23 protein-coding genes are annotated in these 23,129 nt (G+C 59.8%); 6 read left to right on the top strand and 17 right to left on the bottom strand.

The window, feature by feature from the left end:
* Positions 1-195: 195 nt before the first annotated feature.
* Positions 196-1,782 (bottom strand): mannitol dehydrogenase family protein, encoded by a 1,587-nt coding sequence (locus ACXPUX_RS07845; protein ID WP_458827813.1) that lies wholly within the window; start codon positions 1,780-1,782, stop codon positions 196-198.
* Positions 1,783-1,787: 5 nt separating this feature from the next.
* Positions 1,788-2,885: a mannonate dehydratase gene (uxuA, locus tag ACXPUX_RS07840; protein WP_015537860.1), complete on the bottom strand. Its 1,098-nt coding sequence runs from the start codon at positions 2,883-2,885 to the stop codon at positions 1,788-1,790.
* A gap of 370 nt (positions 2,886-3,255) precedes the next feature.
* Between uxuA and ACXPUX_RS07835 the strand changes: the two genes are divergently transcribed.
* From ACXPUX_RS07835 to ACXPUX_RS07820, 4 genes are all read left to right on the top strand, one after another.
* The gene (locus ACXPUX_RS07835) at positions 3,256-3,441 is read left to right on the top strand and encodes a hypothetical protein (RefSeq protein ID WP_458827812.1); all 186 of its coding nucleotides are present in this window, start codon (positions 3,256-3,258) and stop codon (positions 3,439-3,441) included.
* Between the two features lie 125 nt (positions 3,442-3,566).
* On the top strand, positions 3,567-4,937 hold the full coding sequence (locus tag ACXPUX_RS07830; protein ID WP_458827811.1) for a D-serine ammonia-lyase: 1,371 nt from the start codon (positions 3,567-3,569) through the stop codon (positions 4,935-4,937).
* An 85-nt stretch (positions 4,938-5,022) separates the two neighbouring features.
* Positions 5,023-5,271 (top strand): type II toxin-antitoxin system Phd/YefM family antitoxin, encoded by a 249-nt coding sequence (locus ACXPUX_RS07825; RefSeq protein ID WP_249240260.1) that lies wholly within the window; start codon positions 5,023-5,025, stop codon positions 5,269-5,271.
* Positions 5,272-5,535: a Txe/YoeB family addiction module toxin gene (locus ACXPUX_RS07820; RefSeq protein WP_458827810.1), complete on the top strand. Its 264-nt coding sequence runs from the start codon at positions 5,272-5,274 to the stop codon at positions 5,533-5,535. It begins immediately after the preceding gene.
* Positions 5,536-5,729: 194 nt separating this feature from the next.
* Here ACXPUX_RS07820 and ACXPUX_RS07815 read toward each other — a convergent pair whose 3' ends face one another.
* Both ACXPUX_RS07815 and ACXPUX_RS07810 read right to left on the bottom strand, forming a co-directional pair.
* Positions 5,730-6,467, bottom strand: a complete 738-nt coding sequence (locus tag ACXPUX_RS07815; protein WP_097779637.1) for a YebC/PmpR family DNA-binding transcriptional regulator — start codon at positions 6,465-6,467, stop codon at positions 5,730-5,732.
* Between the two features lie 168 nt (positions 6,468-6,635).
* Positions 6,636-8,174, bottom strand: coding sequence for an RsmB/NOP family class I SAM-dependent RNA methyltransferase (locus ACXPUX_RS07810; protein WP_458827809.1), 1,539 nt, complete (start codon positions 8,172-8,174; stop codon positions 6,636-6,638).
* Between the two features lie 106 nt (positions 8,175-8,280).
* Between ACXPUX_RS07810 and ACXPUX_RS07805 the strand changes: the two genes are divergently transcribed.
* Positions 8,281-8,469: a hypothetical protein gene (locus ACXPUX_RS07805; protein ID WP_458827808.1), complete on the top strand. Its 189-nt coding sequence runs from the start codon at positions 8,281-8,283 to the stop codon at positions 8,467-8,469.
* A 100-nt stretch (positions 8,470-8,569) separates the two neighbouring features.
* Here ACXPUX_RS07805 and ACXPUX_RS07800 read toward each other — a convergent pair whose 3' ends face one another.
* The 13 genes from ACXPUX_RS07800 to ACXPUX_RS07740 form a co-directional block, all read right to left on the bottom strand.
* Positions 8,570-8,974 (bottom strand): Mini-ribonuclease 3, encoded by a 405-nt coding sequence (locus tag ACXPUX_RS07800; RefSeq protein WP_112121190.1) that lies wholly within the window; start codon positions 8,972-8,974, stop codon positions 8,570-8,572.
* 12 nt (positions 8,975-8,986) lie between these two features.
* Positions 8,987-10,270, bottom strand: coding sequence for a GTPase ObgE (obgE, locus tag ACXPUX_RS07795; RefSeq protein WP_458827807.1), 1,284 nt, complete (start codon positions 10,268-10,270; stop codon positions 8,987-8,989).
* 142 nt (positions 10,271-10,412) lie between these two features.
* Positions 10,413-10,664 carry a 50S ribosomal protein L27 gene (gene rpmA / locus ACXPUX_RS07790; protein WP_097800350.1) on the bottom strand — a complete coding sequence of 84 codons (252 nt, stop codon included), beginning with the start codon at positions 10,662-10,664 and terminating at the stop codon, positions 10,413-10,415.
* A gap of 14 nt (positions 10,665-10,678) precedes the next feature.
* Positions 10,679-10,990: a 50S ribosomal protein L21 gene (rplU, locus tag ACXPUX_RS07785; RefSeq protein WP_015537858.1), complete on the bottom strand. Its 312-nt coding sequence runs from the start codon at positions 10,988-10,990 to the stop codon at positions 10,679-10,681.
* A gap of 147 nt (positions 10,991-11,137) precedes the next feature.
* The gene (lgt, locus tag ACXPUX_RS07780; RefSeq protein ID WP_458827806.1) at positions 11,138-12,178 is read right to left on the bottom strand and encodes a prolipoprotein diacylglyceryl transferase; all 1,041 of its coding nucleotides are present in this window, start codon (positions 12,176-12,178) and stop codon (positions 11,138-11,140) included.
* The gene (gene yfmH / locus ACXPUX_RS07775; protein ID WP_458827805.1) at positions 12,175-13,488 is read right to left on the bottom strand and encodes an EF-P 5-aminopentanol modification-associated protein YfmH; all 1,314 of its coding nucleotides are present in this window, start codon (positions 13,486-13,488) and stop codon (positions 12,175-12,177) included. The genes lgt and yfmH overlap by 4 nt, the downstream gene beginning before the upstream one ends.
* Positions 13,475-14,776 (bottom strand): M16 family metallopeptidase, encoded by a 1,302-nt coding sequence (locus ACXPUX_RS07770; protein ID WP_458827804.1) that lies wholly within the window; start codon positions 14,774-14,776, stop codon positions 13,475-13,477. Before ACXPUX_RS07770 ends, yfmH begins: the two co-directional genes overlap by 14 nt.
* 43 nt (positions 14,777-14,819) lie before the next feature.
* The gene (locus ACXPUX_RS07765) at positions 14,820-15,641 is read right to left on the bottom strand and encodes a M15 family metallopeptidase (RefSeq protein ID WP_458827803.1); all 822 of its coding nucleotides are present in this window, start codon (positions 15,639-15,641) and stop codon (positions 14,820-14,822) included.
* Positions 15,642-15,810: 169 nt separating this feature from the next.
* On the bottom strand, positions 15,811-17,010 hold the full coding sequence (locus ACXPUX_RS07760; protein ID WP_458827802.1) for an aspartate kinase: 1,200 nt from the start codon (positions 17,008-17,010) through the stop codon (positions 15,811-15,813).
* A gap of 82 nt (positions 17,011-17,092) precedes the next feature.
* Positions 17,093-17,998: a homoserine kinase gene (gene thrB, locus ACXPUX_RS07755; RefSeq protein ID WP_005923334.1), complete on the bottom strand. Its 906-nt coding sequence runs from the start codon at positions 17,996-17,998 to the stop codon at positions 17,093-17,095.
* A gap of 18 nt (positions 17,999-18,016) precedes the next feature.
* A complete protein-coding gene (locus tag ACXPUX_RS07750) occupies positions 18,017-19,252 on the bottom strand; it encodes a homoserine dehydrogenase (RefSeq protein WP_458827801.1) in 1,236 nt (411 codons plus the stop codon).
* A gap of 27 nt (positions 19,253-19,279) precedes the next feature.
* Positions 19,280-19,720 (bottom strand): ACT domain-containing protein, encoded by a 441-nt coding sequence (locus ACXPUX_RS07745; RefSeq protein ID WP_005923329.1) that lies wholly within the window; start codon positions 19,718-19,720, stop codon positions 19,280-19,282.
* 163 nt (positions 19,721-19,883) lie between these two features.
* Positions 19,884-22,466: a transglycosylase domain-containing protein gene (locus tag ACXPUX_RS07740; protein ID WP_458827800.1), complete on the bottom strand. Its 2,583-nt coding sequence runs from the start codon at positions 22,464-22,466 to the stop codon at positions 19,884-19,886.
* Between the two features lie 238 nt (positions 22,467-22,704).
* On the opposite strand from ACXPUX_RS07740, the gene ACXPUX_RS07735 reads away from it, so the two are divergent.
* Positions 22,705-23,079: a hypothetical protein gene (locus tag ACXPUX_RS07735; RefSeq protein WP_458827799.1), complete on the top strand. Its 375-nt coding sequence runs from the start codon at positions 22,705-22,707 to the stop codon at positions 23,077-23,079.
* Positions 23,080-23,129: the final 50 nt, after the last annotated feature.

Here is a 23,129-nt window from a genome sequence, read left to right as displayed (position 1 = left end):
GGCACCGGAACGATTTTAATGCGCTCCGCTTTGCTCTGCGCATGAATCGCGGAACAATTATGTTTCTTTCGAAATCCCGGAGCGTCTGCGGACGCTCCGGGATTTCATTTCACATAACAATTTTTACAAAACAAAAACCCACGCTGCGGCAAAGCAAAAGCGCAGCGTGGGTCACGGAAATAGCGTTATAAAGTTTTAGCGAGCGAGGGTGTACTTGTGCAGGGTCTTGCGCACTGCACCGTTACCGGCGTACAGCTCCTTGACCATGCCCTCGATCTTTTCGCCCAGACCAACAGCGTACAGATCCACACCGAACACGTCGGCACGGCTGTACAGAGCCTTCAGGCAGCTGAAGTCCTGCTCGCCTTCCTTGACCTCCAAGGGGTTGACGATGGCCTGCAGCTCAGCCAGCAGCGGATCGGAAGAGATCTCGAAGGGCTGTCCGTTGTCGTCGATGCCCTTCAGGTAGCGGGCATAGCCTGCCAGCACCAGCGGGATCAGCACGAGGTTGGACTTGTCCAGACCGCGCTTCTCGTAAGCCTTGATGGTCTCGCCGAAGCGGATAGCCAGCTTCTGGGAGGTATCGGTAGCGATACGCTGGGGAGCATCGGGCATGAAGGGGTTGGGCAGACGGCGGTTGATGACAGCGCCAATGAACTCGTAGGGGTTCAGCACGCCGGGATCAACCACAACGGGCATCGCCTCGATATAGCCGATTTTCTGGATAAAGGAGCGCAGATCCTCGTCTGCCATCTCGGCAGAGATGAGGGTGTAGCCCAGCATGCAGCCATAGATGGACATGGCAGTGTGCAGGGGGTTCAGGCAGGTGCAGACCTTCATCTTCTCGATCTTGTCCACGGTCTCGCGGTCACAGTACAGCACACCGCCCAGTTCCAGCGGAGGACGACCGTTGGTGTAGTGGTCCTCGATGCACAGGTACTGGGTCTCCTCGGCGTTGACGAAGGGAGCGGTGAAGGTGTGCTTCTCGGTCACGATGGTGTAGTTATCCTCAAAGCCATCCTTTGCCAGCATCTCCTGCACCTTTGCGTCCGGGCGCGGGGTGATCTTGTCGATCATGCTCCAGGGGAAGGTGATCTTGGTCTCGTCCTGCACATAGGCCAGGAACTCGGCAGGCACCAGACCCTGCTCCACCCACTTGGATGCGTAGGCGTGGACAGCGGTCTTGACCTTATCGCCGTTGTGAGAGCAGTTATCCATGCTCTGCACGGTCAGGGGCAGCTTACCGGCCTTGAAGCGTTCGTACAGCAGAGCGGTGACCTTGCCCATAGCCAGCACGGGGGTCAGACCGCGCTCCAGATCAGCGGGAGCAACGCCGTAGCCCTTCTCGGTGATGGTGAAGGAGATCATCTGCAGGCTGGGGTTCTGGAAGATCTCCACCAGACGTGCCCAGTCGGCACCGAAGGAGTAGTCAGCCTTCAGGCTCTCGGTGACGGAGGCGATGACCTTCTTCTCGATCTCGCCGGTGGACTTCAGGCAGACCAGCAGGCTCAGGTTATCGTAGGGCTGGTAAGCCTTGTCGATGATCTCGTAGTCAAAGCTCTCGGCCACGATGACACCGCGGTCATACTTACCGCTGTTCAGTGCATCGTTCAGCACGGCAGCGGGGAAAGCACGGAAGATGTTGCCGGCACCGAAGTGCACCCAAGTGGGCTCGGCGTGGGTCTTGGCCTTGACGGCCTCGATGTCGAATTTAGGCAGCTCGTAGCCCTTTTCTGCCCACTCGGCGGACAGATTGCCGTTTTTGATATCAGACAGCTTCATAATAATCAGCCCTTCTTTTCTTCATCCAGACGGTCCAGCAGATCCCAGATACCCAGCATATACTGGATGCCCAGAGCACGGTCATACTTGCCATAGCCGGGGCGGCAGACGCCGGGGCCTTCCTCCCACAGCTGACGGCCGTGGTCGGGGCGGATGTAGCCCTCAAAGCCGCAGTCATGGTAAGCGCGCATCACCTCAATGATGCCGGTCTCGCCGCAGCAGTCGCGGTGCGCAGCCTCAGAGAAGTCGCCGTTGGGGAAGTGGTGGATGTTGCGGACGTGGCCGAAGGCGATGCGGTCGCAGTGCTTGCGGATGATCTCGGCACAGTTGTTGTTGGGGTTTGCGTTCAGGCTGCCGGTGCACAGGGTCAGGCAGTTGTACGGATCGTCCACCATCTTCAGGAAGCGGTCGATGCTGGGCTCGTCCACCAGCAGACGGGGCAGGCCGAAGATATCCCAAGGGGGATCATCCATGTGGATGGCCATCTTAATATCGCACTCGTGGCAGGTGGGCATCAGAGCCTCGAGGAAGTACTTCAGGTTCTCCCACAGCTTCTCCTTGGTGACAGGGGCGTAGGCCTTGAACAGCTCATCCAGCTTTGCCATACGCTCCGGCTCCCAGCCGGGGAAGGTCATGTTGTACTTCTCGGTAAAGGACATGATATACTCAGCCATGGCCTTGTAATCGCCCTTGATCTTATCCTTCTCGTAGAACAGTGCGGTGGAGCCGTCGCCTACCGGGTGGAACAGGTCGGTGCGGGTCCAGTCGAAGATGGGCATGAAGTTGTAGCAGATGACCTTGACGCCGAACTTGGACAGGTTGCGGATGCACTGCTTGTAGTTCTCGATATACTGGTCGCGGGTGGGCAGACCGATCTTGATATCGTCGTGCACGTTGACGGACTCAACAACATCCATATCAAAGCCGTAGGCGTGGATCTGGTCTGCAACCTTCTGGATCTCGTCGATTTCCCAGATCTCGCCGGGCATCTTGTTGTGCAGTGCCCAGACGATGCTGGTCACGCCGGGGATCTGCTTGATGTCGCTCAGGGTGACGGGGTCGTTGCCCTCGCCATACCAGCGCCAACCCATTTTCATAGGCATAGAGAAGTTCCTCCTGTCGTTTTTTATCATGTGACACGCGCAGTACGCCTGCACGCTCTTCTTGCTTATATTCTAATATATCAGTTACAAAATAGCAATACGCGCAATGCCAATTTTTTGTGTTTATTCTTGTATACTTTACACAAAAACGGCAAAATGCCAGTTTTTTAACAAGGTTTTTGGGCAGTGTGCTGCTCCCTTTCCAAGCTTTTCCTGTTCCTTCGGCTGGTGCGGCTTTTTGACCGGTTTGCGCAAAAATATGTCCTGCTTCCGTTAAAAGTCCGTTCTGTGGGACATTTACCCTGTTATACTGCAATTACACCGAGGGACGGCAGCCCCTCCCCATCAACCGGAAAAAGAGAGGCACACTATGAACGAAAGCAACTTTGTGGTAAGGACCATCTTCCACGCCCGCGGCAGTTCCGAGGTACTTACCGAGAACTATTTTGTCACCCGGAAGGAGGCTGAGGAATTCTGCGCCCTGACCGACTACGCCATGAAGCTGAACTACGGTGCAGAGCAGCAGCTGGTGACCACTGAGATCGTGGCGCTCTGACCCGCCCGGCGCAAAGCGCGGCCAGTTGACAATTCCTGTAAAAACCTTTATATTCAAGACACGAAGCGCTCTGCGAAAACCGCCGGGGCGCATCATCTGGTCCTATATATAAGGGAGGATCCGCTATGGTTTCACCTGCCAAGTGCATTGCCGGGCGTTCCGTTGCCGATTGGATCGCGGCATACCCCGTGGTCTCCGACCTCTGCGCCCTGAAGGAAACTGCATGGGTAAACCCGGACAAGCTGCCTTTTGCACAGGCTGCGGCTGCCTGCCCGCTGACCCTTGCCGATATCGAGGACGCCGCCGCACGGCTGGAGCGGTTTGCGCCCTACCTTGCCGCCGTCTTTCCCGAGACCGCTGCGACCGGCGGAATCATCGAATCTCCTGTTCAGCCTATCCCCCGGATGCAGCAAGTGTTGGAAGAGCGCAGCGGCACCCGCATCGCCGGGCAGGTATGGATCAAGCTGGACAGCCACCTGCCCATCTCCGGCTCCATCAAAGCCCGGGGCGGCATTTACGAAGTGCTGAAAACCGCCGAGGACATTGCCCTGCACAGCGGGATGCTGCACCTGACCGACAACTACGCTGTTCTGGCTGAAGAGCGCTTCCGCAAGCTGTTCTCGCAGTATTCCATCGCGGTAGGCTCTACCGGCAATCTGGGGCTGTCCATCGGTATCATGAGCGCGAAGCTGGGCTTTCAGGTCACTGTGCACATGTCCGCTGACGCGCGGCAGTGGAAAAAAGACCTGCTCCGCAGCCGGGGCGTCAAGGTGGTAGAGTACGCCTCTGATTACAGCATCGCCGTGACCGAGGGGCGCAAGCTGGCGGCGGGCGACCCCTACTGCCATTTTGTGGATGACGAAAACTCCAAGACTCTCTTTCTGGGCTATGCCGTGGCTGCGCTGCGGCTGAAAAAGCAGCTGGACGCGCAGGGCGTCACCGTGGATGCGGAGCACCCCCTCTTCGCCTATCTGCCCTGCGGCGTGGGCGGCGGCCCCGGCGGCGTGGCCTTTGGCCTGAAGATGCTGTTCGGCGATGCCGCACATTGCTTTTTTGCCGAGCCCACCCACTCCCCCTGTATGCTGCTGGGCATGGCTACCGGCGAAAACAGCAGCGTCTGCGTGCAGGATTTTGGCATCGACAACCGCACCGCCGCCGATGGTCTTGCCGTGGGGCGCGCCTCCGGCTTTGTGGGCGGGCTGATGCGTCCCTTTATGAGCGGCTACTACACCTTGCAGGACGAGCGGATGTATACCCTTCTGGCACAGCTGGCTGACGCCGAGGCTCTGTACCTTGAACCCAGCGCTCTGGCGGGAATGTACGGCCCGGTGCTCACCCAGCCCGGGCAGCTGCTTGGCGCTTACACCGAAACCTCCCTGCCCGCCGGTGCGCTGGCAAACGCCACCCATCTTGTCTGGGCCACCGGCGGAAACATGGTTCCCGGGGAAGAAATGCAGCGCTACTACGCAAAAGGTAAGGCGCTGGCACAGGGGTGACCGTGTGTCATGTTTCGATTGCCGAACGCATATTGACATTCTTACAAGCGTACGCTATACTGTACATGAAAGGAGTGATTCTACGATGACCACTACAAATATCACGAATTTCCGTAAAAATGCCTTTGACTATGTAGAGCAGACCATTAAATACAACCAGCCCGTCAACATCACCACCAAGGACGGCAATGCCGTGCTGCTGTCTGAAGAAGATTACAGCGGCATCATGGAAACGCTGTATCTGGTCTCTGCACCGGGTATGCGCGAAAAGATCATGGATGGAATCGCCACTCCCCTCGCAGACTGCGTAGACGAAACGGCGGTGGAGTGGTAAATGTACAAAATCCTTTATACCAAAACCGCTGCAAAGGACGTACCAAAACTGAAGTCTGCTCATCTGGACGAAAAGGCAAAGGCACTCATTGAAATCATCCGTGTTGATCCGTTCCAAACCCCTCCCCCGTACGAAAAGCTGGTGGGTGATCTGAACGGTGCATACAGCCGCCGCATCAACGTCCAGCACCGCCTTGTTTATCAGGTCTATGAAAAAGAGCAGACTGTTAAGATCCTCAGTCTGTGGACGCACTATGAACGATAGAGCCACTGTCACTCCTTCGGAAGATCCATTCTCCGATGAGGATATGCGTGCAGAGTACGATTTTTCTGATGCCAGAAGGAACCCTTATCCACACGCCATGCAAGAATAGCAGACAAAAGCCGCCTTTCGTGCCAACCAGCACAAAAAGCGGCTTTTTATCGTCTTATTTCAGGAGCAAAGAGCCTTGCGGAAGCTTATTCCGGCAGGTCCTCTTCGTTCTCGAGAGAGTGCCAGACGTTCTGGACGTCATCGTTATCCTCCAGAGAATCCAGCAGCTTGCCCATCAGCTTCAGCTGATCGGGGTCGGTCAGGCGGGTGGTGGTCATGGGCACCATGGCCAGATCGTCGGACAGGATCTCGTAGCCCTTCTCTTCCAGAGCCTTGACCACAGCGGAGTAGTTCTCCGGGTCGGTGGTGACCTCGGCTGCATCCTCGCTGGCATCAAAGTCCTCGGCACCGGCATCCAGAGCATCCATCATGGCCTCGTCGGCGTCCTTATCCTCCAGAGAGATGTCGATGACACCCTTCTGGTTGAACAGGAAAGCCACACAGCCCATAGCGCCCAGATTGCCGCCGTTCTTATCAAAGTAGTGGCGCAGGTCAGCAGCGGTACGGTTGCGGTTGTCGGTCAGGGTCTCCACCATGACTGCCACACCGCCGGGGCCGTAGCCCTCGTAGGTGATAGCCTCGAACTCGGTCTTGTCGCCGCCTTCGGCCTTCTTGATGATACGCTGGATGTTATCGTTGGGCACGCTCATGCGCTTTGCCTTGGCGATCAGGTCTGCCAGCTTGCTGTTGGAAGCCGGGTTGGGGCCGCCGTCACGGACGGCAACGCTGATCTCGCGGCCGATCTTGGTAAAGACCTTGGCGCGGGCGCCGTCAGTCTTTTCCTTCTTGCGCTTAATGTTGTTCCATTTGCTATGTCCAGACATGGGAAAGAGCCTCCTAAATTTATCGGTATCTCCGCCTGCGGGCAGACGGGCTGTGGTCGCCCGCTTGTGGCAGCACACAAAATCTAACTCTATTATTTTAGCACAATCCACCGGCGCGTTCAAGCCTGAAAAGCCCGATTTTCGCCCGGATGCGTGTAAATATGCGGTTTACAGCAGCCGCAGCGCCTTAGGGTAATGGTTTTTCACCCGCCCGCCGGACACCTTGCCGCCGCCCAGCGGCCAGCCGTCCACGGTCACGCAGCACCAGCCGTCCGCTGCCGTGCGGGCTTCCACCTCGCGGCCGGAAAGGTACTCGGTGCAGCGGCAGTCGGCAAGGGTCAGCTGCTCGCAGTTCGTGCACAGGCTGCCAAAGGCCGTAAACAGATGATGCTCCGGCACAAAGCGTCCCTTCTGCACACTGCCTACGAACACCCCTGCCCGCAGCACATGGAGCCCCGTCTGCGGAAAGGCCACCGGCAGCAGCACACCGCCGCCGTGCACCACAGCCGGGCGCTGCGCCAACGCAGGGAAATACTGCCGGGCAAACTCCTGCCATGCGGCAAGGCTCTGCGCCGGGGTGGCCTCCCCTGCCCCGGTGTCCCGGGTGCGGCGGCTCGTGCCCTGCACGGCATCCCGGCAGGCGCGGCTGTCTGCGCGGCGGGCGCTGCGGGCATCTGTGGCCTTGGCGGGCTTTGCCTTGCCTTTGCCCTTTTTGCCCGCCTCGGCAGCGGCGGCAAGCCAGAGCTGCTCCTCCGGGGTGTATTCCCCCTCCGGCGGCAGGGTGCGGGGCGTGCCGGCCTTGACCAGCCGGGCCATAAAATGCCCCTCGCCGCCCTGACAGGGCCAGATGCGGCGCACCTTGCTCACGTCCAGCGGCAGACCGCCGGTGCGGTTCTCCTCGCCTGCGCTGCCAAAGGTGTAATCCACGTTGCTCAGCACATCGGCCAGGGCAAACTCCGGGTGGCGCTGCAAAAAGGCCGCTACCTGCCCTTCGTCCTCCTCCGGCGCAAAGGTACAGGTGGAGTACACCAGCTGCCCGCCGGGTGCCAGTGCCGCCGCGGCGCAGTCCAGAATCTGTGCGCCCAGCTCTGCACACTGCTTTACCAGTGCTTCGCAGTGCTGCTGCAGCGCTACCGGCTCCTTGCGGAACATCCCCTCGCCGGAGCAGGGCGCGTCCACCAGCACCCGGTCGAAAAACTCCGGCAGTGCCTCGGCAATGCGGGCGGGGGTCTCGTTGAGCACTACGGCGTTGGAAACGCCCATGCGCTCAAGGTTGCTTTTTAAAATTTCGGCGCGCGCAGCCACATACTCGTTGCTCACCAGCACACCGCGTCCCTGCAGTGCCGCCGCCAGCTGACTGCTTTTGCCGCCGGGCGCGGCGCACAGGTCCAGCACCCGCATCCCCGGCTGTGCCCCCAGCAGCGGCGCTGCCGAAGAGGCCGAGGGCTCCTGCGAGTAGAACACACCCGCATGGTGGTACGGATGCCGCCCGGGCTTAAAATCCGGCTGATGCACCACAAAAGCCGCTTTGCAGAAGGGCGAAGGTTCCAGCTGAAAATCCGCTCTCTGCGCAAACTGCTCCGGCGTGGTGCGCAGCGCCGACACGGTAACGCCGCGCTCTGCCGTCTGCTGCGGGGCGGCATACAGCTGCTCGTACCGCTGCCCCAGCAGGGCACGCTCCCGCTGCTCAAAATATTCCGTAGGCATATTCTTTTCCTCCCATGGGATGTATAAAGCCGCCGACTGCGGCCACACTATGGACTGTGAGGGCGGCCCCGCCCCCACAGCAACGACCGAAAGGAGCATTCACACCATGGAAAACCGCAGTGAGAACCGCAATACCAATTGCAAGAACCAGACCTCCAACCGCACCAGCAGCAAGACCACCAACAGCGCCACCAACGAGCACAAGCACCCCAACCAGTACACCAAGGGTGCCGATGACGAGAGCGCCAAGAACTCCACCAACAGCCGTTCCACCAACGCCAAAAACAGCCGCTGATGGCGTAAGCAGCATCTGACGGACCACAGATGCCGACAAGCAAAGCCCGCTGCCCTCCACCACTGGTTTCCAGTGCGGAAAGCAGCGGGCTTTCGCATTCTTATTTCTGGTCAGGGTCAAACTGCTGCCACAGCACCTCAAACAGCTGGTGCACGCGCTCCAGCTGTCCGTTCAGGTACAGCCAGCCCAGCAGGCACTCGAAGCCGGTGGAAGCACGGTATTCCTCCGGGGAGGCGTGCTTGGCAACGCTGGCCTTGCTGGCGTTGCGGCCGCGCTTGAACACGGCCAGCTCATCCTCGGTGAACAGCGGCTCCAGCAGCTGCTGTTCCCGGAACTGCGCCTTGGCAGAGACATACTTGACCTTTTCAGCGTTCAGCTTTCCGGCTGAAAGGCGGTGGTGCTCCACCAGACGCTGACGCACCAGCAGCTCCAGCACGCTGTCCCCTACAAAGGCCAGCGCCAGCGGGCTGAGCTCCCGCGGATCGATCTTTTCTGATTCGTTCATGATGCTTTATCCTTAGAAGATATAGTCGAACTGATACTCGCCGATGAGGATGGTATCGTTCTCTTCCACGCCCTTCTGCACCAGCGCGTCCAGAATGCCGCTCTCGCCCAGCTGGCGCTGGAAGAACTGCAGGCTCTCGTAGTCGTCCACGTTGCTGCCGGCCAGAATATACTCCAGCCACGGGGCATCCACGCTCCACACATGGGCTTCCATGCGCTGGATGGTGAAGTCGCGGCCGTTCTTCTTGGGCTCCGGCTTTTTGTACTCGGGGGTGAACACCGGCACCTGCGGGATATCCTTGAGGCGGTTGTACACGAGCCCCGGCAGCTGCTTGACGCCCTGCATGGTGGCGGCAGAGATGGCCACGAAGGTCAGACCCTTGCCCTCCACATACTGGCGGAAGGTCTCGATCTGCTCCTCGGTGGCAAGGTCGCACTTGTTGCCCACCACGATCTGCGGGCGCTCGGCCAGCACGGGGCTGAACTTTGCCAGCTCCTCGTTGATCTTCTCAAAGTCCTCGATGGGGTCGCGGCACTCGCTGCCGGAAACGTCAACAACGTGCAGCAGCAGGCGGCAGCGCTCCACATGGCGCAGGAAATCGTGGCCCAGACCAATGCCCTCGCTGGCACCCTCGATCAGGCCGGGGATGTCGGCGCAGACAAAGCTTGCGCCCTCGCCCACCGACACAACGCCCAGCGTGGGCACAAGGGTGGTAAAGTGGTAGTTGGCGATCTTGGGCTTGGCGGCGCTGATGGTGGAAATGAGGGTAGATTTGCCCACGTTGGGGAAGCCGATCAGACCCACGTCTGCGATCAGCTTCAGTTCCAAGGTCACCTGCAGATCCTCGCCGGGCATACCGGGCTTTGCAAACTTGGGGATCTGGCGGGTGGGGGTGGCAAAGTGTGCGTTGCCGTAGCCGCCGCGGCCACCCTTTGCAATGGTGACCGGGGTATGGTCGGACAGGTCTGCGATAACAAGGCCGCTCTCTGCGTCCTTGATCACGGTGCCCAGCGGCACCTTGATGACCAGATCCTCGGCGTTTTTGCCGTGGCACAGGCTTGCGCCGCCCTTGCCGCCTTCCGGGGCCACATACTTGCGCTTATAGCGGAAATCCATCAGGGTGGACAGGTGGTCGTCCGCCACAAAGATGATGTCGCCGCCCCGTCCGCCGTCACCGCCGTCCGGGCCGCCCGCGGCCACAAATTTTTCGCGGTGGAAGCTCACCGCACCATCGCCGCCCTTGCCCGCATGGAGCCATATCGTGGCGATGTCGATAAAGTTAGTCTGTGCTGCCATACAGCCCCTCCTTAGCTTTATAGGCCTTTGCGTTTCAGCGCCCTCATCCGAGACGGCGCTACCCGAACGCATAGCCTTATTTCATCAAAAAGAGCCGGGCCACGAGGGTCCGGCTCTACGATTGCAGTTATTCAGAAAGAAGTTACTGCTTAACGCTGCACTTCTTGCCGTTCTTGCCCACGCGCTCGAAGCGGACGGTGCCGTCTACCAGAGCAAACAGGGTGTCATCGCTGCCCTTGCCAACGTTCTCACCCGGCATGATGTGGGTGCCACGCTGACGAACCAGGATATTGCCGGCCAGAACGAACTGACCGTCTGCACGCTTGGTGCCCAGACGCTGTGCTGCGGAATCGCGGCCGTTCTTGGTGCTGCCTACGCCCTTTTTATGTGCCATTGTAATTTACCTCCTTAGCCGTTGATCGCAGTGATCTCAACCTTGGTGTAGGGCTGACGATGGCCCATACGGCGAGCACTGTGCTTCTTTGCGCGATAGGTGATGATGTTCAGCTTCTTGCCCTTGCCATTCTTGATGACCTTGGCAGAAACGGTAGCACCCTCAACAACAGGAGCGCCAACCTTCACAGAACCCTCCTCGCCAATAGCGAGAACCTGATCAAACTTCACTTCGGAGTCGGCCTCAACGTCCAGCTTTTCGATGTAGACGATGTCGCCCTGCTCCACGCGGTACTGCTTACCGCCGGTAACAATGATTGCGTACATTTTGTTCATTCCTTTTCGTTGTACTCGCTGGTCGTAAAGGCAGACCCTTACAGCGGGCCATTTCAGGCGCCCACACCATGCGGCTAGAATATTATAGCAAAAAGCAAACCGGATTGCAAGAGGAAATTTCCCCTTTTGCGCAGATTTTTACGCTTTTTTCTGCCCGGCCTGCTCTATGGCGGCTTTCACCTGTGCATTATAGGCCTCGGTCTTTTCCAAAAACAGCTTGCGCGGGCTGGAGGCCAGCAGCTGGGTGTCCTTACCCGCAAAGGAGATGGGGCCATCCAGCTTCTTTTTGGCTGCCTTGTTCTCTGCGTTCAGCGCCAGCGGCACAAACAGGGGCTTGCCCTTGAATTTCCGGGTAAAGTACACCTCTGCCGCAATGCCCACCACCACAGCGATGCCTGCCACCAGCTGGGAAGCCCGCAACCCGATGGAGGGTACCAGCATCAGGCTGTCGGTGCGCAGACCCTCGATCCAGAAACGGCCCGCACCGTACCACACCAGATACCGCAGGGTGATGTCGCCGTTGAACTTGCGCTTTTTAATGTAGCGGAACAGCAGGAAGAAGCCCACAAAGCACCAGATGCTCTCGTACAAAAAGGTGGGATGCACCGGCAGGTTGGGGTCGATGACCACGCCCTTGGGTACCGTGACCGTGCTGCCCATCAGGTAAGCACGGGTGGCCTCGCTGTACATACCCCACGGCAGGGTGGTGTTGCAGCCAAAGGCCTCCTGATTGAAGAAGTTGCCCCAGCGGCCGCAGCCCTGCCCGAGGAGAAAGCCCATGGCAGTCAGGTCGAACATGGGCAGTACTGGCACGCCCCGCCACTTGCAGGCCAGACCACCGAACAAAAAGCCGCCGATGATGCCGCCATAGATGGCAAGGCCGCCATCGCGGATGGCGATCATCTCCCAGATGCTCTCGTATTTGAAAGGTGCCATGGCCACATAGTAGGCGCGGGCGCTGATAATGCCCAGCACCACGCCGATGAGGATGACGTCCACCATGCTGTCCGGGTCTACGCCAAATTCCAGACTGTGCCGGAAGGCAAAGACCAGTGCCAGACACAGACCCACCGCGATGCACACGCCGTACCAGTAGATGCTGACCCCGCCGATGGTAAAGGCCACGCGGTTCAGGTGAAAACTCAGTCCCAAACCCGGGAACTGTACCAGATTTGTCATTCTTCTTCCTCCTCGTCCTCTTCTGCCGCCTGCGCCGTGCCATCCGGCAGGATGTACATGGTAGCCATGCGGTCAGTGCACAGGATGTGCTGCAAAGCAGCGTCCGCATCCTCTGCGGTCAGCCCTGCCAGCATGGAGATCTGCTGCGCCACCGTCTGGCCGCTGAGGGCAAAGTCTGCCATCTGGCTGGCCGAGTCCTCCACGTTTTCCAGATTTTCGATCAGCTGACCGTATTTTTCGTTCTTGCACAGGGTAAACACTTCCCTGTCCACACCGGCGGCGCGCACCCGGGCGATCTCGTCCAGCAGCAGCTGGCGCACGGTGTCCGGCACATCGCTCTCGCCGGTGAACAGGATGCAGCAGCAGCCGTCCACCCGCAGCACCTCGCCGCCAAAGCCGGGGTTCACAAGGCCTTCGTCATACAGGCGGCGGTACAGGGGCGACATCCCGCCCACGATGCAGCTGAGCACAAGGTCGTACAGTGCCTCGGTGCGCAGATCGCCCGCAGGCAGCGGCTCTTCCTTAAAGCCCACGCCGAAGCAGGGCTTGGAAACCGGCATGGTCAGCGTTTTTTCCGTAGCGGCAAGGGTCATAGGCTCCGGGGTCCACAGCCGCTGCACCCTCTGTGCTGGGCGAGGCTCCATCAGGCCGTGCCGTTCACAGGCGGCAAGGATCTGCTCCATGGTGGTGTTGCCGGCAGCAGCCAGCACCATATTGCCCGGGGCATAAAAGGCCTTGCAGCTGTTGTACAGCATGGCGGGCGTGATCTCGGCAATACTTTCTACCGTGCCCGCGATATCGCTGCGGATGGGGTGGCTGTGGTACAGGCACTCGAACAGGCCGGTGATGAGCCGCCAGTCCGGGCTGTCATCGTACATTTTGATTTCCTGCCCGATGATGCCCTGTTCCTTGGCGATGGTCTGCTCGGTAAAATAGGGGTGACCCACCATGCCCAGCAGCACATCCAGACTTTCGTCCAGCTGCTGGGTGGCCGTGAACAGGTAGCAGGTGCGGTCAAAGCTGGTAAAGGCGTTGGCGTTGGCGCCCGTCTTTGCGTACTTGGCAAAGGCGTCGCCGTCCTCGTCCTCGAACATCTTGTGCTCCAGAAAATGCGCCACACCCGCCGGCAGATGCACCGTTTGCCCGTTCAGGCAGAAATCCCGGTCGATGGAGCCGAACTTGGTGGCATAGATCACATGGGTGCTGGAATAGCCCGGCATGGGGCGCACCAGCACCGTCAGGCCGGAGGGCAGGGTCTGCCACTGGTCGGCCACGGTCTTTTCCAGCAGGGTCTGGTTATTCTGCGGCATGGGCAGTATCCTCCTTTGTAAGCAGATAGCTGACCGAAAGGGTCAGGCGGCGCAGGATATCCCGCACCTCGTCTTTGGTCACGGCACGCAGGGCATTCCGTGCCTGCTCCGGGCTCTGGATGGGCGCAGCGCTGTTGGCACCGGCGCGCAGCACTTCGATGTAGTACCAGCTTTCAATGCCGCCAAGGCTGTCCTCTACCCCGTTCATGCCGCTGAGCAAGCCCCGGCGGCAGTCCTCGAATTCCTCGTCGGTAATGGGGCCGGTGCACAGGTCGGCAAGTTCCTTCAAAATTGCCTGCTCTGCGCGGGCGGCATCAGCGTGCTCCACACCGCTGTTCACCGCCATGCTGCCGGTAAAGCTCTGGAATGAGGAGGAGCAGTAGTAGCACAGATGGTCCCGCTCCCGCACATTGAGGAACAGGCGGCTGGTCACGCTGCCGCCGTACAGCGCCATGGCAAGGCGCACGGCAGCCAGCTGCTGCGGCCGCATAGGCTGTCCCAGCGTGAACAGCATACACAGTTTTGCCTGCACCATATCGTAGGTTTCGGTCTTGTGCACCGGTGCAATGGCGGGCATGGCCATGTTTTCCACCAGCGGCAGCGGGGCGCGGTCGATGCAGGCAAGCTCTGCCAGCAAAGCGTCCCGGATGGCAGCGGTCTGGGCGGCATCGCAGCCCAGCACCAGCAGCTCGATGTTGGCGGTGCGCAGCATCTGCCGGTAGACATCGGTCAGCATAGCCGGGGTAAGGCCGTCCACCTCTTCCAGATAGCCCTCCTGCCGCACACCCGCCGGGCTGTCACCAAAGAACTCCCGGTTGGCCTGATGCAGGCAGTAGATGCGTTTATCGTTGATTTCGTCCTCAAGACCCTTTTTCAGCATCTGCTTTTCAATGCTGACCGCCTGCGGGTCGAAGCAGCCGTCCACAAGATAGGGATGGAAGGCCGCACCCAGCGCGATTTTGGTATACTCGGCGGTCAGTGCCTCGCCCTCCAGCGCAAAGGCATCCTTGATGCCGGTCACGCTGACGCAGAGGTTGTGGTTGCAGCCCATGGGGCGGGCGTCCACAGTCAGGTCCGCGCCGTAGAGCTTTGCCAGCTTTTTGGTCAGCCGTGTCATATCCGGGCAGTCCGCATAGCCGCGCTCCATCACCAGCGGCAAAAGCGCGTGGGCAGTGGCCGTTTTACGCTGAGCCGGAAAAGCAAAGTGGATGCTGATGCGGCAGCGGTTGAATTTAGAAGCCGGGTCGCAGGAAAGATGCACGCCCGGTGCAATGAGAGTACGTTCCAATGGTTATTCCCTTCTCTCTGTGCCGCAGCACAGAGCATTTGATTCAGTCTGCTCGCTGCAGGGCGATGAACTCTTCCAAACTCAGACCGCTGGCACGGATGGCAAGGGCGTTTTCCACCCCTACATAGCGCCAGTGCCACGGCTCGAACACGATGCCGGTGGCGGCCTGCCGGTCCTGCGGGTAGCGCAGGATAAAGCCGTATTCCGCTGCGTAGGCCGTAAGCCACTCGTAGGCGCGGGTCTCGGCAAAACCGGTATCCTGCTGCGGGTCGTCCGCGCTGAGGATATCCGCCGCGTAGCCGGTGCCGTGCTCGTTGGCATTGGCGGCGGGCTGGATGGTAGCCGCCAGACGGGCGGCGTCCTCCTCGCTCTTGCGCTTATCGCGGTAGGTCTGCACCCGGGCCTCGTAGGCGGCCTGCCGGGTGTCGGCGTCCTGATAACCCGTCACAAGGGTCAGGCTGACCCCATCTGCCTGCGCGGCGGCTGCCATACTGCGATACTGCATGGCGGCTTCGGCCTCCAACTGCTGACCGGTGGTTTCATCGGCGGTGTCCAGCAGCGGGGCGGGCTCGGCGGTATAGGGCAGGTTGGCATTCACCAGCGTAAGCCGGGCATCTGCGGCGTTGAATACATAGTCTGTGCCGTCGTACACACTGGCTGCAAACACTTTAGGCCCGGCCAGCAGACCGTGCACCTTGGGCAGCAGCCACAGGATGCCGCCGGTCAGCAGCGCCACCACCGCAGCGCAGCCGGCCAGAAACAGCACCCAGTTGCGGGCCAGCCGCAGCATTTTGCGGCGCTTCCATTGTTGATAGGTCAGGCGCTTATCGGCAGGCGCTCTGGTGGTACGGGTGGGTTCACTCATGCGGCGGGGCTCCTTTTCGGCGTTGTTGCAGCGCCGGTGCGCCGCACAGATTCAAACTATATTATACACCCCTTTGCAATTTGTGTAAACGCCGCCGTGTGTAAAAAAATTATGACCCGCCCGCCCCCGGCAGGGAGCAGACAGGCCATAAGCAAAAATTTTACGCAGATCAGTCAAACAGCATATCGTGGATGGCACCGACAGCCTTGTCGGCGTCTGCACGGTCGATGATGCAGGAGATCTTGATCTCGCTGGTGGAGATCATCTTGATGTTGATATTGTTGTTGGACAGTGCCTCGAACATCTTGGAAGCAACGCCGCTGTGGCTCTGCATACCGGCACCCACGATGGAGACCTTGGCGCAGGTGGTGTCCACGCTGACATTGCTGAAGTGTGCGCTGTCCTTCAGCGCACGCATGGCCACCTCGGCTTCGCCCTCGGCGCAGGTAAAGCTGATGTCCTTCTTGCCGTCGCGGCCGGTGGACTGCAGGATGATGTCCACATTGATGTTCTTCTGTGCCAGCAGGCCGAAGATCTTAAAGCTCATGCCCGGCTCATCGGGAACGTTGAAAATCGTGATAACAGCAACATCGGTGTCCTTGGCAACACCCTTGATCAGCATACCTTCCATGTCCTTTGTAACCTCCTTAACCACCGTACCCGGGATGGGGTTCAGGCTGGAGAGCACCTCCAGCTCCACATTGTACTTTTTGGCCAGCTCCACACTGCGGTTGTTCAGCACCTGTGCGCCCAGAGATGCCAGCTCCAGCATCTCGTCAAAGGTGATCTCTTCCAGCTTGCGGGTGTTGCGCACCTTGCGCGGGTCGGCGGTATAAACGCCCTCCACATCCGTGTAGATCTGGCAGCGGTCAGCGTGCAGGGCAGCGGCAATGGCCACAGCACTGGTATCGGAGCCGCCGCGTCCCAGCGTGGTGATATCGTCCAGCTTGTTCAAGCCCTGGAAGCCTGCCACCACCACCACGCGGTTGCGCTCCAGCTCGGAGGAGATCCGCTCGGTCTCCAGCCGGGTGATGCGCGCCTTGGTGTAGGCACGGTCGGTGCGGAAGCCCGCCTGCCAGCCGGTCAGGCTGATGGCATGGCAGCCCAGCTCGTTCAGCGCCATGGCCAGCAGTGCGATGCTGATCTGCTCGCCGGAGGCCAGCAGCATATCCATCTCACGCGCCGAGGGGTTATGGGTGATTTCCCCTGCCTTGGCGATCAGGTCATCGGTTGTGTCGCCCTGTGCGGAGACCACCACCACTACGTCATTGCCCGCGTTGTGGGTGTTGGCCACGATCCGCGCAACGTTGAAGATACGGTCACGGTCCTTTACGGAAGAACCGCCGAATTTCTGTACGATCAACGCCATATCTTGTCACTCTCCTCTTTACGCCCCGCGTCTGCGGGGGCTTGCCGGGCGGAAGCGTTCTTGCACTTCCCTTACCCGTTTATCATTCCACAGTCGCGCCGGTGTTATCGGCATCCAGCTGCAACAGTGTAAATGCTTCACATCCGTCCAGACCTTCCAGCAGTTCCAGACCTTTTTCCAGCTTGGAATAGAACTTTTCGGCCTCGGCCTTTTCTGCCACTGCCATGACCGTGCTGCCTGCGCCGGACACATACACGGCCTTTGCGCCGCACAGCCGCGCCATATCGAACACCTCGCGGGAGCCGGGCATCAGGGGCATCCGGTACTGCTGGTGCAGCTTATCCTCGGTGGCAATGGCCAGCAGGTCGTGCCGACCCTCGCAGAAGGCTGCGGGCACCAGCGCCGCACGGGACAGGTTATACACCGCATCCTTATGGGATACCTCTTTGGGCAGGGCTGCGCGGGCTGCCTCGGTCAGCAGCTTGTAGTCCGGCACGATGGCGGCAAAGCAGAGACTTTCGTCCACGTTCCGCTTGACCGAATACACCTTGCCGTCCTCGAACACGCTGCTGGTCAGGCCGCCCAGCAGTGCCGGAGCCACGTTATCGGGGTGTCCCTCGATGGCAGTTGCCAGCGTGAGCAGCTCCTGCGTGTTGAGCACATCGCCCAGCATCCGGTTTGCGCCCAGCAGACCCGCGATGATGCAGGCCGAAGAGGAGCCCAGACCCCGTGCCATAGGGATGGGGTTCGTCTGGGTGATCTTGAGGGGCGGGATCTGCTTGCCTACTTTTTCAAACAGACCCTTGGCGGAGCGGTACACGAGATTCGACTCGCCCCGGGGGATGCGGGTGCCGTCCGATGCCGAGATCTCCAGTACCTCGCTGTCCTCAAAGGTGACCGTGTTGTACAGGGTAACCGCCAGACCCAGCGCATCGAAGCCGGAGCCCACGTTGGCGCTGGTGGCAGGGACTGAAACCTTGATCTTCATTGCCGCAGTTCCTTTCCGTTACACTTCCTCGGGCAGACGCTTAAGCACCAGCTTCACGCTGCCGCCCACGGCCTCCACCTTGCGCGCGGCTTCTGCCAGCGCACGCTCGTCGGCGCGCTCCACAAAGTAGGCGCAGCCCTCGTACCGCTCATCCACCACCTTGCCGTAGCCGTAGATGGCTTCCACCACAGCAGGTGCAATGCCCGCCACACGCACATAATATGCAGCGGGAGCCGGGTCGGTGAGCATGCCGTCCACCGGGTCTGCGGGCTGCCAGAACAGGCTGTCGTGCACCTGTGCACCGTTTTTCAGGGCATCCACCACGTCTGCCACCACAGCGCTGGCGGTGGGCAGCTTGCCTGCGCCCTTGCCGTAGAACACCACATCGCCCAGCATATCGCCCTTGACCAGCACCGCGTTGAACACGTCGTCCACGCTGGCCAGCTGGTTTGCCTTGGGCACCAGACACGGCTCTACCCCGGCAGCCACGCTGCCGTCCTTGCCAAGCTTCATCCATGCGATCAGCTTGATGACGCAGCCCAGCTTTTCGGCGCTGGCCACATCGGCGGCGGTAATGGCGCGGATGCCCCGGGTGGGAATGTTCTGGGGGTAGATCTGGTGGCCGCACACCATGGAGGACAGGATGGCGATCTTGCGGCAGGCATCGCGGCCGTCCACGTCATCGCTGGGATCCTTGGTCTCGGCGTAGCCCAGCTCCTGCGCAATGTGCAGCGCATCCTCAAAGCCGAGGCTCTCCCGCACCATTTTGGTGAGCATGAAGTTGGTGGTGCCGTTCACGATGCCCTCCACCTCGGTGATGACGTTAGCCGCCAGGCACTGGTGCATGGGGGTGATGATGGGCGTACCGCCGCCCACAGAGGCCTCGAACAGAAAGGCACAGTCGTGCTCCTTGGCCAGTGCCAGCAGCTCTGCGCCGTAGGTGGCCACCATCTCCTTGTTGGAGGTGCACACGCTGCGGCCGCTTTCCAGACACGCCTTGACGTAGGGGTAAGCAAAACGAGTGCCGCCGATGGTCTCCACCACCACCCGGATCTCCGGGTCCTGCAGGATCACATCAATGCTCTTCACCACCAAAGGCTCCACCGGGTTGCCGGTAAAATCCTTCGGGTCCAGAATGTACTTTACCTCCACCGGTTCACCAGCCCGGCGGGAGACACTTGCAGCATTGCGGCGCAGCACCTCGTATACGCCGCTGCCCACCGTGCCAAAGCCCAGAATTGCAATTTTAGCCATACTCTCTTTCCCTCGTTTCCTGTTTTGTTACAGGTTATACCCACAGCGCACACCCACGACCATGCGCTGGCGCGAAAGCTTTTCGGTCAGTTCCTCCGGGGACATCTGCATGGTATCAGTGCGGATGGTGACCGCCACCAGCGCAGCTCCGTTTTCCGGGGTGGACTGGTTGATGGTCACAATGCTGGCACCTGCGGCGCTGATGCCCGCCAGAAGGCTTTGCAGCGCACCGGTCTCGTCCCGCAGGGTGGCCATGACCGTAATGACCTCACGGCCGTTCTCGGAATCAAAGATACAATCCTTATACTTATAAAATGCACTGCGCGAAAGCTCTACGGCGCGGGTCGCAGCCGAAATGCTGCGGGCTTCTCCGCTGGCCAGCAGCTCCTTGGCGCGTACCACCTTGAGAAAGACCTCCGGCAGCACCTGCGCATCCACCAGATAAAAACGGCGTTCCAACTTGTTCACCTCTCAAACACAAGTGTTCTTGTAGAAAATATAATAGCATCCGAACCCCTGCAATGCAAGAGCCCGGATGCTATTTTGTCACTTTATCCAGTTTTGTCTTGTAAAGTGCGCCCTGTCCTTGCCGGATTTTTCAGCAAAGGGGCGAAAAAGTACGATTTTCCCCTTATTCCGTATCCAGCGCGCTGGTATCGGTGGGAATGACCGGCTGGGTGGGCACAGCGCTGTCTGTATTCCCGGTAGAGGCAGCAGCCTGCGGGGCTGCGTGGGAGTAGGTGCAGGTATCGGGCAGGTCATCGGCACGGTAGTAGCCCACGGCCGTGCTCGGGCAGCCTGCACCGGCCAGAAGGCCGCTCTGGGTGCAGTAGCGGCGCTCCACCACGCCTGCGGAGGCAGGGAATGCCTTATAGGGCAGGTCTGCCTGTGCCTGCTCCATCAGTGCCTTCCACGCGGTCACACAGGTGCGGGTCTTGGCCTGCTGCTTGGACAGGGTCTTGGTCATATCGTAAGGTGCATCGTAGCCCCACCACACAGCGGTGACATAGTAGGGCGTGCCGCCCACGAACCACAAGTCCTTTTCGTCGCTGGCAGTACCGGTCTTACCAAAGGCTTCCATGCCGTTGGAGTTGGGGTAACGGCCGCTGGCAGTACCCACACTGGAGAACAGAACGTTCTTCAGCAGGCGGTTCATGACATAGGCAGTATCGGGGGTCAGTGCCTGATAGCTGGTGGCGTTGTTTTCCAGATAGATGTTGCCGTCCCGGTCCAGCACACGGGTGTACAGGTGCGGGGTGGTGTACTCGCCATCATAGAAGATCTGGAAGGCTGCGGCCAGCGCCATGGGAGTAACGCCCTTGGTCTGGCTGCCCATGACCAGCTGCGCCAGACCCACATCGTTGGTGGGATCCAGCGTATTCAGCTGTAAGGTGTTGTAGACGAAGTTGAAGATATTGCTTGCGCCCACAAGGTCGCCCACGCGCACTGCGATGGTGTTCAGCGAGCGGGCAAGGCCGTTCCACAGCGGGAGATCGCTGCCATCGCCGTAGTTGCCACCGTAGTTGCGCGGCCAGCTGCGCCATGCGTTGGGGTAAGCGCGGAGCTGCTTATCGGAGAGGCCCATCAAGCCGTTCTTGCGGCAGTAGTCCTCGTCCCGGATGATCATATCCTGCTTCTGGTACAGGGGGGAGTTGTTGAGCATGGTGGACCAGTTGACCAGACCGTACTCGATGCCCAGTGCATAGGCACCGATGGGCTTGATGGTAGAGCCGGTCTGCCGCTCCACGTTGTAGGCGCGGTTCAGGGAAAGGCTCTTGGTCTTTTCGCCCAGGCCGCCCACAATAGCCAGCACGTTGCCGTCATAATCCAGCGTGACCATGGCAGCCTGCGTGCGCACGTTGCGGTAATAGTAGACGGTGCCGTTCTCGCCGGTGCGGGTCTTGGGGGTGCCGTCCTCATTGAACACCTGCACATCATCGTCCGAGATGGAGGTGACCTCTTCCTCATGCCAGCCCGCCGGGAAGTAGGCATCATCGGTGTTCAGCATCAGGTTTTCCATCTGGGACTGCAATTTGGTATTGACAGTTGCCTCGATGGTAAAGCCGCCGGTGTAGAGCAGCTTCTGCGCCTCGGACTCAGAGATGCCCTCCTTGGCCATGATATCCTGCACGACCTCGTTGAACAGCGCATCGGTAAAGTAGGAGGTGACGGTGCTGGGCTTTTTGCCGCTGTCCTCTTCGGCCAGCACAAGGGGCTGCGCAGCACCGTTGCGATACTCCTCCTCGCTGATCACACCCTGCTGCCACATATTGTACATGATGAAGTTGCGGCGGTTGATCAGATTTTCGGGGTTCGTGTAGGGGTTATAGTTGGTGGGGTTTTTGGTAATAGAGGCGATGGTGGCGCACTCCCACAGGCTCAGCTGGCTGACGTCCTTGTTGAAGTACTCGTTGGCCGCCGTCTGCACACCCTGAATGGTGCCGGTAAAGCTGATGGTGTTCAGATAAGCCTCCAGAATGGTCTCCTTGGAGTAGCTGCGGCTCAGGCAGAGCGCGCGGTAGATCTCGCGCACCTTGCGCAGTGCACCGTCGATGCCGCTGGCGCTGTTGTCATCGGTCAGGTTCTTGATGAGCTGCTGCTCCAGCGTGGATGCGCCCTGCTTGGAGCTGTAAATGGGCAGCAGATACTCATTGATCATTGCGCCGATGGTACGCTTGAAGTTAACGCCGGGCTCTGAGTAGAAATCCTTATCCTCGGTGCAGATGAACGCATACTGCAAGTTGGAAGGGATCTGCTCAAGGTCTGCCCACACGCGGTGGCTGTTGGAGGAGCGCAGGGTGGCATACTCCACCTGTGCACCGGTATCCGGGTCGGTGGCAACCACCATACTGGACTGGCTCAGCTGGATGTCGTCCAGATCCAGCAGGTCGCCGTCGTTGGCAGTAACCTGTACCACATAGTACACCATGCCCACAGCCACCACGCTGCCCAGCATGATGCCAAGGCAGAGCACCGTAGCGATGGTACGTCCGATGAACCGCAGGATGGGGTGCTTGCTCTTTTCCTTCGGCGGCTTGGGGCTTTTGGGTGCTTTGGGTGTGCGGGTACGGTTTTCCGCTGCGGGGCGTGCCTCGCGGCGGCTCTGGGAAACATTGACCTTACGTCCCACCGGGCGGGCAGGCTGCTCCTCGCCGCTCCGATGGATCTTTCTCATCTCATTGTTGGAGATAGGGATCGCCTCCTGACATTTCAAGACTGCTTCCGGGCATTGCTGCGCCGGGTTTTATCCACATCGTTTGTGACACGAAACTTCAAACTGCAATACCATATTATAGCACGCACATCCCAGCCGGGCAAGAACCAATCTTTGCGCGCTGAGCAGATATAAATAGTATAACACACTCCGTTGCAGAAAGTACAGTGCCCGCGTGTGAAAATTGTCTGCCATCCGCAAAAACGGGGCATACTTACGGGGGAAGGGAGTGTTTTTTATGCGCAAGCTGTCTGTCTGCCTGTTCTACGGGCTTTGCGTATTCACCATTGTATTCAGTCTGTTCTGGATGGCGCTGCCAAAGCTGCCGCTGTCCCAAAGCCCCGCCGGATCCGAGACCGATCCCGCTTCTCCCCTGAGCCTTGCCGCGCAGGCAGTGCCGCAGCCGGACGCCGCCCGCTACTGCCTGCGGGACAGCGGCGGGCGGGTGGCGGTGTACACCTGCCGCGCCGACGGCACCCCGGGCACGTTGATCCGTGTGACCGGCATCTACACCAATCTTCTGCCGGAAAATGATGCCCTGCGCATCAAGCGCGGGATCGTGGTCAACAGCCCCCGGGAGCTGGACCTGCTGCTGGAGGATCTGGGAGAATAAGTATAAGAGGCCGCTGCACATCGTTTGCAGCGGCCTCTGTTATAAATATG

This window comes from Faecalibacterium sp. PGM34 (assembly GCF_054456555.1).
This window is presented reverse-complemented; position numbering and strand designations above follow the sequence as displayed.